This window comes from Rhizobium sp. T1470, assembly GCF_042140505.1.
GTDB lineage: Bacteria > Pseudomonadota > Alphaproteobacteria > Rhizobiales > Rhizobiaceae > Rhizobium > Rhizobium favelukesii.
This window is the reverse complement of the sequence record NZ_CP148095.1, coordinates 1-13992: the sequence shown is the minus strand read 5'-3', so window position 1 is coordinate 13992 and position 13992 is coordinate 1. Positions and strand designations below refer to the sequence as shown.

Annotated in this window: 5 protein-coding genes and 1 pseudogene; all 6 read left to right on the top strand. The window is 65.7% G+C overall.

Annotated elements, in window-relative coordinates:
• Nucleotides 1-13: 13 nt before the first annotated feature.
• Nucleotides 14-7039, top strand: a complete 7026-nt coding sequence (locus WGT02_RS38340; RefSeq protein WP_375680029.1) for an amino acid adenylation domain-containing protein — start codon at nt 14-16, stop codon at nt 7037-7039.
• Nucleotides 7040-7409: 370 nt separating this feature from the next.
• Nucleotides 7410-7610, top strand: a pseudogene (locus WGT02_RS38335) (condensation domain-containing protein); the annotation flags it as partial.
• A gap of 97 nt (nt 7611-7707) precedes the next feature.
• Complete coding sequence (locus WGT02_RS38330) at nt 7708-11685, top strand: amino acid adenylation domain-containing protein (protein WP_375680028.1); 3978 nt, start codon at nt 7708-7710, stop codon at nt 11683-11685.
• Complete coding sequence (locus tag WGT02_RS38325) at nt 11634-11873, top strand: AMP-binding protein (protein ID WP_375680033.1); 240 nt, start codon at nt 11634-11636, stop codon at nt 11871-11873. Before WGT02_RS38330 ends, WGT02_RS38325 begins: the two co-directional genes overlap by 52 nt.
• A 273-nt stretch (nt 11874-12146) precedes the next feature.
• Nucleotides 12147-13403, top strand: coding sequence for a phosphopantetheine-binding protein (locus WGT02_RS38320; RefSeq protein ID WP_375680027.1), 1257 nt, complete (start codon nt 12147-12149; stop codon nt 13401-13403).
• A partial coding sequence (locus tag WGT02_RS38315) for a condensation domain-containing protein (RefSeq protein WP_375680032.1) occupies nt 13288-13992 on the top strand: 705 nt, incomplete at its 3' end. The genes WGT02_RS38320 and WGT02_RS38315, both read left to right, overlap by 116 nt.

Below are 13992 nucleotides of genomic sequence, written 5' to 3'. Positions count from 1 at the left end.
AGAAAAGGCTGATATGCATCGAGATGACGCTAGCGCGGCTATTGACGCATCGAAGGTGGGGACAAGTGAAAGGCCAACTCGCGACATCGACTTTCCACTGTCGGCTGCGCAGATGGAGATCTGGATCGCTCAACAGCTGGATCCGCATAGTCCCCAGTATGTGATCGGTGAATACCTTGATATTTTTGGTCCAGTTGATGCTGGTCGGCTTGAGACCGCATTGCATCATGTGGTTTCTGAATGCGATGCGCTGCATGTCCGAATTGCAGATCGGAATGGTGAGCCTCGACAGATCTTTGAGCTGGCGACCAATTGGTCGCTTCGGGTTCTCGATCTCCGCGCTGAGCCAGATCCAGAAGCAGCAGCGCTTGCTCATATGCAGGTGCAATTGACGTGTCCTATGGATCTGAACCAAGGGCCTCTCTTTGGCTTTGTCTTTTTTCGAGTTGCACAAGATCGCTGCTTTTGGTTTCAAATGTACCACCACATTATTGTGGATGGTCTAAGTATGTCTCTCATCGCCGGACGAGTAGCGAACGTATACACCGAACTTGGTCGAGGCGAATTCAAAAGCAATTGGGTGCCAAACTCACAATTATCATTGCTGGAAAACGATGTCGCATATCTAACGTCTAAAGAGTTCCTGGATGACCAGAAATTTTGGAAAAGGCGCGTCGCCAATTACTTTTCTCCTGTTGGTCTGGCGCGGCAGACCATTGCAACTACCCCAGAAGCTGTGCGGTGCGGTGGATGCGTTTCGTTGAGGGATTTGGGACCGCTTTTTACTGGGAAAGGTGGTGACCGGAAGGCCGCTGAGCTATTAGTTGCAGTCGTGGCTGCCTATGTGCATCGCTTCACGGGCGTCAACGAGCTGGTACTCGGTTTTCCGGTCAAGGGGCGTATAGGAGCTACAAAGCACGCACAAACGGTTGGAATGACATCCAACCTGTTGCCGCTGAGATTGCGCGTCCGACGTGAACAGAGTTTCCGAAGCCTTATTCAGCAAACCTCGAAGCGCATTACTTCTTTGCTCAAGCATCAAAGGTATCGCGGTGAATTTATTGGCAGGGGTTTCGGTGAGGATCGGCGAGCATCGGTGACATCGGCACCGATTGTCAATGTCATGTTGTTCGACTGCGATGGGGGATTCGATAATGCGTCTTTCGCTGTACGAAAGCTCGCACTGGGGCCAGCCAACGATATCTCATTCGTTTTTTACCGAGCTGGAGAATCGGAACTCGCGATTGATGTTTTCGGAAATTCTTCAGCTTCGTTGGACGAACTGGAGTATCACCAACATAGGTTGAGCCGCCTCGTGCACGTTCTGGGAGCGGATCCCGACATTCCGATCGCCCGGATCGACCTGTTGCCGCCTGAAGAGCGGAAGCTTGTTCTGGAGACATGGAACGAGACGTCGAAGCACTATCCGTCGGATCTTTGCATCCACGAGCTGTTCGAGCAACAGGTGCGCCGCACACCCGAGGCGGTGGCATTGGTGCATGAGGGCGAGGCGCTGAGCTATGGCGAACTCAATGCCCGGGCCAACCGGCTGGCGCATCATCTGATCGGACTGGGCGTGCGTCCGGACGACCGGGTGGCGATCTGCGTCGAGCGCAGCCCGGCGATGGTGGTGGGGCTGCTGGCGATCCTGAAGGCGGGCGGCGCCTATGTGCCGCTCGATCCGGCCTATCCAGGCCCACGGCTCAACCAGGTGCTCGCCGATGCCGCCCCCAAGCTGCTGCTTTGCGATGCGGCCGGACGCGCCGCACTCGGCCCCGAGGCGCTGGCCGATGTGAGCGTGGTCGACCTCTCGGACGGCGCGCGTCCATGGGCCGGCCAGGGCGCTGACGACCCCGACCCGCGCGCGCTGGGGCTCACCCCCCGCCATCTCGCCTATGTCATCTACACCTCAGGCTCAACCGGAACCCCAAAGGGCGTCGAAATGCCCCACGGCTCGCTTATGAATTTGCTTTGGTCCTCGCCGGAGTTTGGTGCGCTACGTACACTTCAATTCACGACTTTGAACTTCGACGTCTCGTTCCAGGAATTGTTTAGTTGCTGGAGGGACGGCGGGCTACTGGCGCTCGTGCCGGAAGAGACCCGTGCCGACTTTTCCGAGTTGCTGGACTTTGTGTGCAGAGAAGGGATCGAGCGGCTTTTCCTCCCATTCGTGGCCTTGAAACATTTTGCGGAAGCCTGGTGCGCTCGGGGAGCGCTGCTGCCCTCTTTGAGAGAAATTTATACAGCGGGTGAGCAATTGCGAGCCACCCCCGAGCTCAGGTCGTTCTTCGAGACTCATCCGAGGGCGAGGTTGATAAATCAGTATGGGCCTACAGAAACCCACGTAGTCACGGCGCACCGCCTCGCGGCTGATCCATCATGCTGGCCGCAAGTGCCTCCCATCGGCCGTCCGATCGCCAACACGCGGATCTACCTTCTGGACGCTCATGGTCAGCCGGTGCCGTTCGGGGCGGTGGGCGAGCTTTATATCGGCGGGGCGGGTGTTGCGCGCGGCTACCTCAACCGGCCGGAGCTTTCGGCGGAGCGGTTCATCGCCAGCCCGTTTGTGGAGGGCGACCGTCTGTACCGGAGCGGCGACCTTGGGCGTTATCTGCCGGACGGCAATCTGGAGTTTTTGGGCCGCAACGACGATCAGGTAAAGATCCGCGGCTTCCGCATCGAGCCGGGCGAGATCGCCGCCCGGCTTTGCGAGCACGAGCTTGTCGGCGATGCGGTGGTGGTGGCGCGCGCCGACCGCACCGGCGACCAGCGGCTCGTCGCCTATGTGGTGGCGAAGCCGGCGCACGGATCGGACGAGGCCGATTGCGCGCAGCTTGCTGCCTCCTTGCGCGCCCATCTGGGTAGCCTGCTGCCCGACTACATGGTGCCGTCGGCCTTCGTGCGGCTGGATGGGCTGCCGCTGACACCGAACGGCAAGCTCGACCGCCAGGCGCTGCCGGCCCCCGACGACGATGCCTATGCGCGCACCGCCTATGAAGCGCCGCAGGGCGAGGTCGAGACGCTGCTGGCCGGGATCTGGCAAGAGCTGCTCGGCCTCGAGCGGGTCGGCCGCCACGACCACTTCTTCGAACTCGGCGGTCATTCATTGCTGGCCGTGCAGCTGTTGAGCCGGTTGCCGCAAGCCGTCGGTGTCGGGCTGCCGCTGGCCACGCTGTTCGCCAGGCCGGTGCTTGCCGATCTGGCGGCAAGCATCGTCGAGGTGTTGAACCGCGCCGATCGCAAAGACCTGCCGGCGATTGTTGCCGTGTCGCGCGACGAGCCGCTTGCACTGTCGTTCGCGCAGCAGCGGCTGTGGTTCCTGGCACAGCTCGACGAGGGCAGCACCAACTATCACATGCCGCTGGCCTTGCGGCTGCGGGGGGCGCTCGACCGCGTCGCCTGGCAGCTCAGCCTCGACCGCTTGTTTGCTCGTCACGAGGCGCTGCGCAGTGTCTTTGTCGCCCCGGAGGGCCAGCCCCGGGTAGAGGTGCTGCCGGCCGATGCCGGGCTGCCACTGGTCGAGCACGATCTATCCGGCCGGGCTGACGCTAAGGCGGCGCTTTCGGATCTGTGCCGTGAAGAGGCGCACACGCCGTTCGATCTGTCGCGCGGGCCGCTGATGCGCGGGCGTCTGATCCGGATGTCGGATGACGACCATGTCTTCCTGCTGACCCAGCATCACATCGTCTCCGACGGCTGGTCGATGGGCGTGCTGGTGCGTGAACTCAGTCAGCTTTACCGGGCGTTCGAGGCTGGACAGGACGATCCTTTGCCGCCGCTTGCGATCCAATATCCGGATTATGCCGCCTGGCAACGGCAGTGGCTGTCGGGGGAACGGCTGCAGACCCAGGCGCAGTATTGGCGCGACACCCTGTCTGGCGCTGCGGCCCGTCTTGCCTTGCCGACGGACCGGCCGCGGCCGGCCCAGCAGTCGTTTGCCGGGGCGACGGTTCCGATCGTCATCGATGCGGATCTGACGCGGGGTCTGAAGCGGCTGAGCCGGCAGCATGGCACGACGTTGTTCATGACGGTGCTGGCGGCCTGGGCGGCGGTGCTGTCGCGCCTGTCGGGGCAGGACGACCTTGTGATCGGCGTGCCGAGCGCCAATCGAGGCCGGCGCGAGATCGAAGAGTTGATCGGCTTCTTCGTCAACACCCTGGCGCTGCGGCTGGACCTGTCGGGCGCGCCGAGCGTGTCGGAGCTTCTGGAACGGACGCGGCGCACGGCACTGGCCGCCCAGGAGCATCAGGACCTGCCGTTCGAGCAGGTGGTCGAGATCGTGCAGCCGCCGCGGCATCTTGATCACACGCCGTTGTTCCAGGTGATGCTGGCCTGGCAGAACAACACCGTCGGGTCATTGGATCTGCCGGGGCTGTGCGTGGAGGCTGCCGGGGAGGGGCTCGATCAGGTCAAGTTCGATCTGGAGCTCGACCTTGGCGAAGATGGCGATCAGATCGCCGGATCGCTGCACTATGCCACGGCGCTGTTCGACGAAGCGACGATCGAGCGGCAGCGTGAATATCTGGTGGCATTGTTGCGGGCGATGGTTGCCGATGCCGGGCAGCCGGTCGGCCGCATCGACATCCTGCCGTCCGACGAGCGCACCTATCTGCTGGAGGAGCTGAACCGGACGGACGCGGACTATCCGTCGGATCTTTGCATCCACGAGCTGTTCGAGCAACAGGTGCGCCGCACACCCGAGGCGGTGGCGGTGGTGCATGAGGGCGAGGCGCTGAGCTATGGCGAACTCAATGCCCGGGCCAACCGGCTGGCCCATCATCTGATCGGACTGGGCGTGCGTCCGGACGACCGGGTGGCGATCTGCGTCGAGCGCAGCCCGGCGATGGTGGTGGGGCTGCTGGCGATCCTGAAGGCGGGCGGCGCCTATGTGCCGCTCGATCCGGCCTATCCAGGCCCACGGCTCAACCAGGTGCTCGCCGATGCCGCCCCCAAGCTGCTGCTGGCCGATACGGCCGGACGCGCCGCACTCGGCCCCGAGGCGCTTGTCGATCTGACGGTGGTCGATCTGGAGACGGCCACCCCGGCCTGGGCCGAACTGCCGGCCTCGAACCCGGACCCGCGCGCCCTTGGCCTGAGCCCGCGCCATCTCGCCTATGTCATCTACACCTCAGGCTCCACCGGAACCCCAAAGGGCGTCATGGTCGAGCATCAAAGCACCATGAACCTGCTGCGTTGGAGTAGCGGCGTCTACGCGCAAGCGCAGACCAGCCGCATGCTGTTCTCCACTTCGATCAGCTTTGATCTGTCCGTCTATGAGTGCTTCGCTACCCTGTCACAGGGCGGCACGCTCTATCTCGTCGACAATGCGCTGGCACTGGCGCAAACGCCTTTGGACGTCTCGCTGATCAATACAGTCCCCTCTGCGATCGCCGCTCTGCTCGACAAGCAAGCAGTCCCCGCCGCGGCAAGCGCCATCAATTTGGCGGGCGAAGCGCTGAGCGCAGCTCTGATCGAGAGAATCTTCGAGCACAGCCGCGTCGAGAAGATCTGTAACCTATACGCCCCTTCCGAGACAACGACGTACTCGACCTGGATTTGCATGCCCAGGGGAGACACCGTCGTTGAAACGATCGGCCGTCCGATCGCCAACACGCGGATCTACCTTCTGGACGCTCATGGTCAGCCGGTGCCGTTCGGGGCGGTGGGCGAGCTTTATATCGGCGGGGCGGGTGTTGCGCGCGGCTACCTCAACCGGCCGGAGCTTTCGGCGGAGCGGTTCATCGCCAGCCCGTTTGTGGAGGGCGACCGTCTGTACCGGAGCGGCGACCTTGGGCGTTATCTGCCGGACGGCAATCTGGAGTTTTTGGGCCGCAACGACGATCAGGTAAAGATCCGCGGCTTCCGCATCGAGCCGGGCGAGATCGCCGCCCGGCTTTGCGAGCACGAGCTTGTCGGCGATGCGGTGGTGGTGGCGCGCGCCGATCGCACCGGCGACCAGCGGCTCGTCGCCTATGTGGTGGCGAAGCCGGCGCACGGATCGGACGAGGCCGATGGCGCGCAGCTTGCTGCCTCCTTGCGCGCCCATCTGGGTAGCCTGCTGCCCGACTACATGGTGCCGTCGGCCTTCGTGCGGCTGGATGGGCTGCCGCTGACACCGAACGGCAAGCTCGACCGCCAGGCGCTGCCGGCCCCCGACGACGATGCCTATGCGCGCACCGCCTATGAAGCGCCGCAGGGCGAGGTCGAGACGCTGCTGGCCGGGATCTGGCAAGAGCTGCTCGGCCTCGAGCGGGTCGGCCGCCACGACCACTTCTTCGAACTCGGCGGTCATTCATTGCTGGCCGTGCAGCTGTTGAGCCGGTTGCGGCGGCTGTCGCTGGGGGTGGAGGTGCGCACCCTGTTCGCCAGGCCGGTGCTTTGCGATCTGGCCGTAAGCCTTGGCAGCCATCGCGAGGTGGCGGTGCCGGCCAACCTGATCGGCGAGCAGAGCACGGTGATCACGCCGCGGATGCTGCCGCTGATCGAGCTGGCCCAGCCGGAGATCGACCGGATCGTCGCCACGGCTCGCCGGGCGGCGTCGCCAACATCCAGGATATCTATGGCCTGTCGCCGCTGCAGGACGGCATCCTGTTCCATCATCTCCTGGCCGCGCGGGGCGATCCCTATCTGCTGGTGCTCGCAGATGGCGCTTTGCCGCAGTGGCTTGTGCTCGGAGCGCTACCTTGCCGCGGTCAGAGGTGGTGGATCGGCACGACATCCTGCGCACGGCCTTTGTCTGGGAGGGTCTGTCGAGCCCGGCCCAGGTGGTGTGGCGCAAGGCGGCCTGGATGTGCGCGAGGTCGAGCTGGATGAGGACGGTCCCGGCCGAGCAGCTGAAGCGGCGGTTCGATCTGTCGCGCGGGCCGCATCGACCTGGCGCGGGCGCCGTGATCCGGATTGTATCGCGATCGAGCCGGCAGCGGGCGATGTCTTCCTGCTGCAGCTGCTGCAGCATCACATCGGCGATCTCACGACGGCTGGAGTCGATGGGCGTGCCGTGGTGCGTGAACTCAGTCAGCTTGACCGGGCGCTCGCATGAGCTGGACAGGACGATCCTTTGCCGCCGCTTGCGATCCAATATCCGGATTATGCCGCCTGGCGACGGCAGTGGCTGTCGGGGCGAACGGCTGCATGACCCAGGCGCAGTATTCGGCGCGACACCCTGTCTGGCCGACATCGACGAGCCGACGTCTTGCCGTTGCCGGCGGAGCCAAGTGCCTGCGTGCCGGCCCAGCAGTCGTTCGCCGGGGCGCATCGGATGCTGCCGCAGTCGCTCATCGATGCGGATCTGACGCGGCCCAGGTCTGAGGCGGCTGGGCCGTGCAGCATGGCGACGACGTTGCTCATGACGGTGCCTGGCGGCCTGGGCGGCGGCGCTGTGCAGCGGCCTGTCGGGGCAGGACGACCTTGTGATCGGCACGGTGCCGAGCGCCAATCGAGGCCGGCGCGAGATCGAAGAGTTGATCGGCTTCTTCGTCAACACCCTGGCGCTGCGGCTGGACCTGTCGGGCGCGCCGAGCGTGTCGGAGCTTCTGGAACGGACGCGGCGCACGGCACTGGCCGCCCAGGAGCATCAGGACCTGCCGTTCGAGCAGGTGGTCGAGATCGTGCAGCCGCCGCGGCATCTTGATCACACGCCGTTGTTCCAGGTGATGCTGGCCTGGCAGAACAACACCGTCGGGTCATTGGATCTGCCGGGGGCTGTGCGTGGAGGCTGCCGGGGAGGGGCTCGATCAGGTCAAGTTCGATCTGGAGCTCGACCTTGGCGAAGATGGCGATCAGATCGCCGGATCGCTGCACTATGCCACGGCGCTGTTCGACGAAGCGACGATCGAGCGGCAGCGTGAATATCTGGTGGCATTGTTGCGGGCGATGGTTGCCGATGCCGGGCAGCCGGTCGGCCGCATCGACATCCTGCCGTCCGACGAGCGCACCTATCTGCTGGAGGAGCTGAACCGGACGGACGCGGACTATCCGTCGGATCTTTGCATCCACGAGCTGTTCGAGCAACAGGTGCGCCGCACACCCGAGGCGGTGGCGGTGGTGCATGAGGGCGAGGCGCTGAGCTATGGCGAACTCAATGCCCGGGCCAACCGGCTGGCCCATCATCTGATCGGACTGGGCGTGCGTCCGGACGACCGGGTGGCGATCTGCGTCGAGCGCAGCCCGGCGATGGTGGTGGGGCTGCTGGCGATCCTGAAGGCGGGCGGCGCCTATGTGCCGCTCGATCCGGCCTATCCAGGCCCACGGCTCAACCAGGTGCTCGCCGATGCCGCCCCCAAGCTGCTGCTGGCCGATACGGCCGGACGCGCCGCACTCGGCCCCGAGGCGCTTGTCGATCTGACGGTGGTCGATCTGGAGACGGCCACCCCGGCCTGGGCCGAACTGCCGGCCTCGAACCCGGAGCCGCGCGCCCTTGGCCTGAGCCCGCGCCATCTCGCCTATGTCATCTACACCTCAGGCTCCACCGGAACCCCAAAGGGCGTCATGGTCGAGCATCAAAGCACCATGAACCTGCTGCGTTGGAGTAGCGGCGTCTACGCGCAAGCGCAGACCAGCCGCATGCTGTTCTCCACTTCGATCAGCTTTGATCTGTCCGTCTATGAGTGCTTCGCTACCCTGTCACAGGGCGGCACGCTCTATCTCGTCGACAATGCGCTGGCACTGGCGCAAACGCCTTTGGACGTCTCGCTGATCAATACAGTCCCCTCTGCGATCGCCGCTCTGCTCGACAAGCAAGCAGTCCCCGCCGCGGCAAGCGCCATCAATTTGGCGGGCGAAGCGCTGAGCGCAGCTCTGATCGAGAGAATCTTCGAGCACAGCCGCGTCGAGAAGATCTGTAACCTATACGCCCCTTCCGAGACAACGACGTACTCGACCTGGATTTGCATGCCCAGGGGAGACACCGTCGTTGAAACGATCGGCCGTCCGATCGCCAACACGCGGATCTACCTTCTGGACGCTCATGGTCAGCCGGTGCCGTTCGGGGCGGTGGGCGAGCTTTATATCGGCGGGGCGGGTGTTGCGCGCGGCTACCTCAACCGGCCGGAGCTTTCGGCCGAGCGGTTCATCGCCAGCCCGTTTGTGGAGGGCGACCGTCTGTACCGGAGCGGCGACCTTGGGCGTTATCTGCCGGACGGCAATCTGGAGTTTTTGGGCCGCAACGACGATCAGGTAAAGATCCGCGGCTTCCGCATCGAGCCGGGCGAGATCGCCGCCCGGCTTTGCGAGCACGAGCTTGTCGGCGATGCGGTGGTGGTGGCGCGCGCCGATCGCACCGGCGACCAGCGGCTCGTCGCCTATGTGGTGGCGAAGCCGGCGCACGGATCGGACGAGGCCGATTGCGCGCAGCTTGCTGCCTCCTTGCGCGCCCATCTGGGTAGCCTGCTGCCCGACTACATGGTGCCGTCGGCCTTCGTGCGGCTGGATGGGCTGCCGCTGACACCGAACGGCAAGCTCGACCGCCAGGCGCTGCCGGCCCCCGACGACGATGCCTATGCGCGCACCGCCTATGAAGCGCCGCAGGGCGAGGTCGAGACGCTGCTGGCCGGGATCTGGCAAGAGCTGCTCGGCCTCGAGCGGGTCGGCCGCCACGACCACTTCTTCGAGCTCGGCGGCCACTCGCTGCTGGCCGTGCAGCTGATGGAGCGGCTGCGGCGGCTGTCGCTGGGGGTGGAGGTGCGCACCCTGTTCGCCCGGCCGGTGCTTTGCGATCTGGCCGTAAGCCTTGGCAGCCATCGCGAGGTGGCGGTGCCGGCCAACCTGATCGGCGAGCAGAGCACGGTGATCACGCCGCGGATGCTGCCGCTGATCGAGCTGGCCCAGCCGGAGATCGACCGGATCGTCGCCACGGTGCCGGGCGGCGTCGGCAACATCCAGGATATCTATGGCCTGTCGCCGCTGCAGGACGGCATCCTGTTCCATCATCTGCTGGCCAGCCGGGGCGATCCCTATCTGCTGGTGTCGCAGATGGCCTTTGCCGAGCGTGGCCTGTTGGAGCGCTATCTTGGCGCGGTTCAGCAGGTGGTGGATCGGCACGACATCCTGCGCACGGCCTTTGTCTGGGAGGGTCTGTCGAGCCCGGCCCAGGTGGTGTGGCGCAAGGCGGTCCTGGAGGTGCGCGAGGTCGAGCTGGATGAGGATGGCGGTCCCGGTTCCGAGCAGCTGAAGCGGCGGTTCGATCCGCGCCAGGACCGCATCGACCTTGGCCGGGCGCCGTTGTTGCGGATTGTCATCGCGCGCGAGCCGGGCAGCGGGCGCTGGCTGCTGCTGCAGCTGCTGCACCATCTGATCGGCGATCACACGACGCTGGAGGTCATGCATGCCGAGGTGCGGGCCGTGCTGGAAGGACGCGGGCATGAGCTTGCAGCACCGCAGCCGTTCCGCAATCTGGTGGCGCAGGCGCGGCTGGGTGTCGATGCCAAGGCGCATGAAGCGTTCTTCCGGGCGATGCTGGCCGACATCGACGAGCCGACGCTGCCGTTCGGGCTAAGCCAAGTGCATGGTGACGGCAGCGGGATCGGCGAGGCGCATCGGATGCTGCCGCAGGCGCTCAACGATCGGCTGCGGGCCCAGGCGCGGCGGCTGGGGGTGAGCCTGGCGAGCCTCTGCCATCTGGCCTGGGGTCAGGTGGTGGCGCTGAGCAGCGGCCGTCAGCAGGTGGTGTTCGGCACGGTGCTGTTCGGCCGCATGCATGCCGGTGCCGGGGCCGACCGGGCGCTGGGCCTGTTCATCAACACCCTGCCTGTGCGGCTTGACCTCGACGGCACCGGGGCCGAGGCGAGCGTGCGCACCACGCATGCGCGGCTTTCCGAGCTGCTGGCGCATGAGCATGCCTCGCTGGCCTTGGCGCAACGCTGCAGCGGCGTTGCGGCGCCGGCGCCGCTGTTCAGCGCGCTGCTGAACTACCGCCACAACACGCCGGCGGCCATGGCCGGCTCCGGAACGGACGATGGTCTGTCCGGCGTGGAATGGCTGGGCGGGCAGGAGCGCACCAACTATCCGCTGACCCTGTCGGTGGAGGATTCTGGCGAGGCGCTCGGCCTCACCGCGCAGGTGGTGGAGCCGATCTCTGCGGATCGGGTCTGCGGCTACATGCAGCAGGCGCTCGAAGCGCTGTCGGAGGCATTGGAGCAGGCTCCCGACAGGCCGGTGCGCGCGCTCGACATTCTTCCGTCCGACGAGCGCACCTATCTGCTGGAGGAGCTGAACCGGACGGACGCGGACTATCCGTCGGATCTTTGCATCCACGAGCTGTTCGAGCAACAGGTGCGCCGCACACCCGAGGCGGTGGCGGTGGTGCATGAGGGCGAGGCGCTGAGCTATGGCGAACTCAATGCCCGGGCCAACCGGCTGGCCCATCATCTGATCGGACTGGGCGTGCGTCCGGACGACCGGGTGGCGATCTGCGTCGAGCGCAGCCCGGCGATGGTGGTGGGGCTGCTGGCGATCCTGAAGGCGGGCGGCGCCTATGTGCCGCTCGATCCGGCCTATCCAGGCCCACGGCTCAACCAGGTGCTCGCCGATGCCGCCCCCAAGCTGCTGCTGGCCGATACGGCCGGACGCGCCGCACTCGGCCCCGAGGCGCTGGCCGATCTGAGCGGTGGTCGACCTCTGGAGACGGCCACCCCGGCCTGGGCCGAACTGCCGGCGCTGCGAACCCGGACCCGCGCGCCCTTGGCCTGAGCCCGCGCCATCTCGCCTATGTCATCTACACCTCAGGCTCCACCGGAACCCCAAAGGGCGTCATGGTCGAGCATCACGGAGTGGTCGTCTTCGTGGCAGTGAACGTTTCGTGGATCTCGCAACGCAGAGACGCTTGCTGCAACGCACCTCGCCCAGCTTTCGACGCGACCACGTTCGAGGCTTGGTAGCCTTGGCAACGGCGCCAGCATTGTGCTCTCGACCTGAGCGGCACCTGGCGACCGCAACGCTGGCCAGATCATCGCATGATCAAGCGTCACTAGTCGCCTTGCTGACGCCCGCTTGCTCGACGCATTGCAGGACGAGCGGGTAAGATCGGCTACAGCAACTGCTGGTCGGGGGCGAAGCGTCTCCGCGGCTTCCATCAGGGCATGCCAGAAGCGCATCCGAAGCTCTGGTAACAATGCTATGGCCCGACAGAGAATCACCGTCGTCTCGCACCGGTGCCTGCTGAGTTCGATAGCGGCAACGCGGTGCCGCTCGGCCGTCCGATCGCCAACACGCGGATCTACCTTCTGGACGCTCATGGTCAGCCGGTGCCGTTCGGGGCGGTGGGCGAGCTTTATATCGGCGGGGCGGGTGTTGCGCGCGGCTACCTCAACCGGCCGGAGCTTTCGGCCGAGCGGTTCATCGCCAGCCCGTTTGTGGAGGGCGACCGTCTGTACCGGAGCGGCGACCTTGGGCGTTATCTGCCGGACGGCAATCTGGAGTTTTTGGGCCGCAACGACGATCAGGTAAAGATCCGCGGCTTCCGCATCGAGCCGGGCGAGATCGCCGCCCGGCTTTGCGAGCACGAGCTTGTCGGCGATGCGGTGGTGGTGGCGCGCGCCGATCGCACCGGCGACCAGCGGCTCGTCGCCTATGTGGTGGCGAAGCCGGCGCACGGATCGGACGAGGCCGATTGCGCGCAGCTTGCTGCCTCCTTGCGCGCCCATCTGGGTAGCCTGCTGCCCGACTACATGGTGCCGTCGGCCTTCGTGCGGCTGGATGGGCTGCCGCTGACACCGAACGGCAAGCTCGACCGCCAGGCGCTGCCGGCCCCCGACGACGATGCCTATGCGCGCACCGCCTATGAAGCGCCGCAGGGCGAGGTCGAGACGCTGCTGGCCGGGATCTGGCAAGAGCTGCTCGGTGTCGAGCGGGTCGGCCGCCACGACCACTTCTTCGAGCTCGGCGGCCACTCGCTCCTGGCGGTGCAGCTGATGGAGCGGCTGCGGCGGCTGTCGCTGGGGGTGGAGGTGCGCACCCTGTTCGCCCGGCCGGTGCTTTGCGATCTGGCCGTAAGCCTTGGCAGCCATCGCGAGGTGGCGGTGCCGGCCAACCTGATCGGCGAGCAGAGCACGGTGATCACGCCGCGGATGCTGCCGCTGATCGAGCTGGCCCAGCCGGAGATCGACCGGATCGTCGCCACGGTTCCCGGCGGCGTCGGCAACATCCAGGACATTTATGGCCTGTCGCCGCTGCAGGACGGCATCCTGTTCCATCATCTGCTGGCCAGCCGGGGCGATCCCTATCTGCTGGTGTCGCAGATGGCCTTTGCCGATCGTGGCCTGTTGGAGCGCTATCTTGGCGCGGTCCAAGCAGGTGGTGGATCGGCACGACATCCTGCGCACGGCCTTTGTCTGGGAGGGTCTGTCGAGCCCGGCCCAGGTGGTGTGGCGCAAGGCGGTCCTGGAGGTGCGCGAGGTCGAGCTGGATGAGGATGGCGGTCCCGGTTCCGAGCAGCTGAAGCGGCGGTTCGATCCGCGCCAGGACCGCATCGACCTTGGCCGGGCGCCGTTGTTGCGGATTGTCATCGCGCGCGAGCCGGGCAGCGGGCGCTGGCTGCTGCTGCAGCTGCTGCACCATCTGATCGGCGATCACACGACGCTGGAGGTCATGCATGCCGAGGTGCGGGCCGTGCTGGAAGGACGCGGGCATGAGCTTGCAGCACCGCAGCCGTTCCGCAACCTGGTGGCGCAGGCGCGGCTGGGTGTCGATGCCAAGGCGCATGAAGCGTTCTTCCGGGCGATGCTGGCCGACATCGACGAGCCGACGCTGCCGTTCGGGCTAAGCCAAGTGCATGGTGACGGCAGCGGGATCGGCGAGGCGCATCGGATGCTGCCGCAGGCGCTCAACGATCGGCTGCGGGCCCAGGCGCGGCGGCTGGGGGTGAGCCTGGCGAGCCTCTGCCATCTGGCCTGGGGTCAGGTGGTGGCGCTGAGCAGCGGCCGTCAGCAGGTGGTGTTCGGCACGGTGCTGTTCGGCCGCATGCATGCCGGTGCCGGGGCCGACCGGGCGCTGGGCACT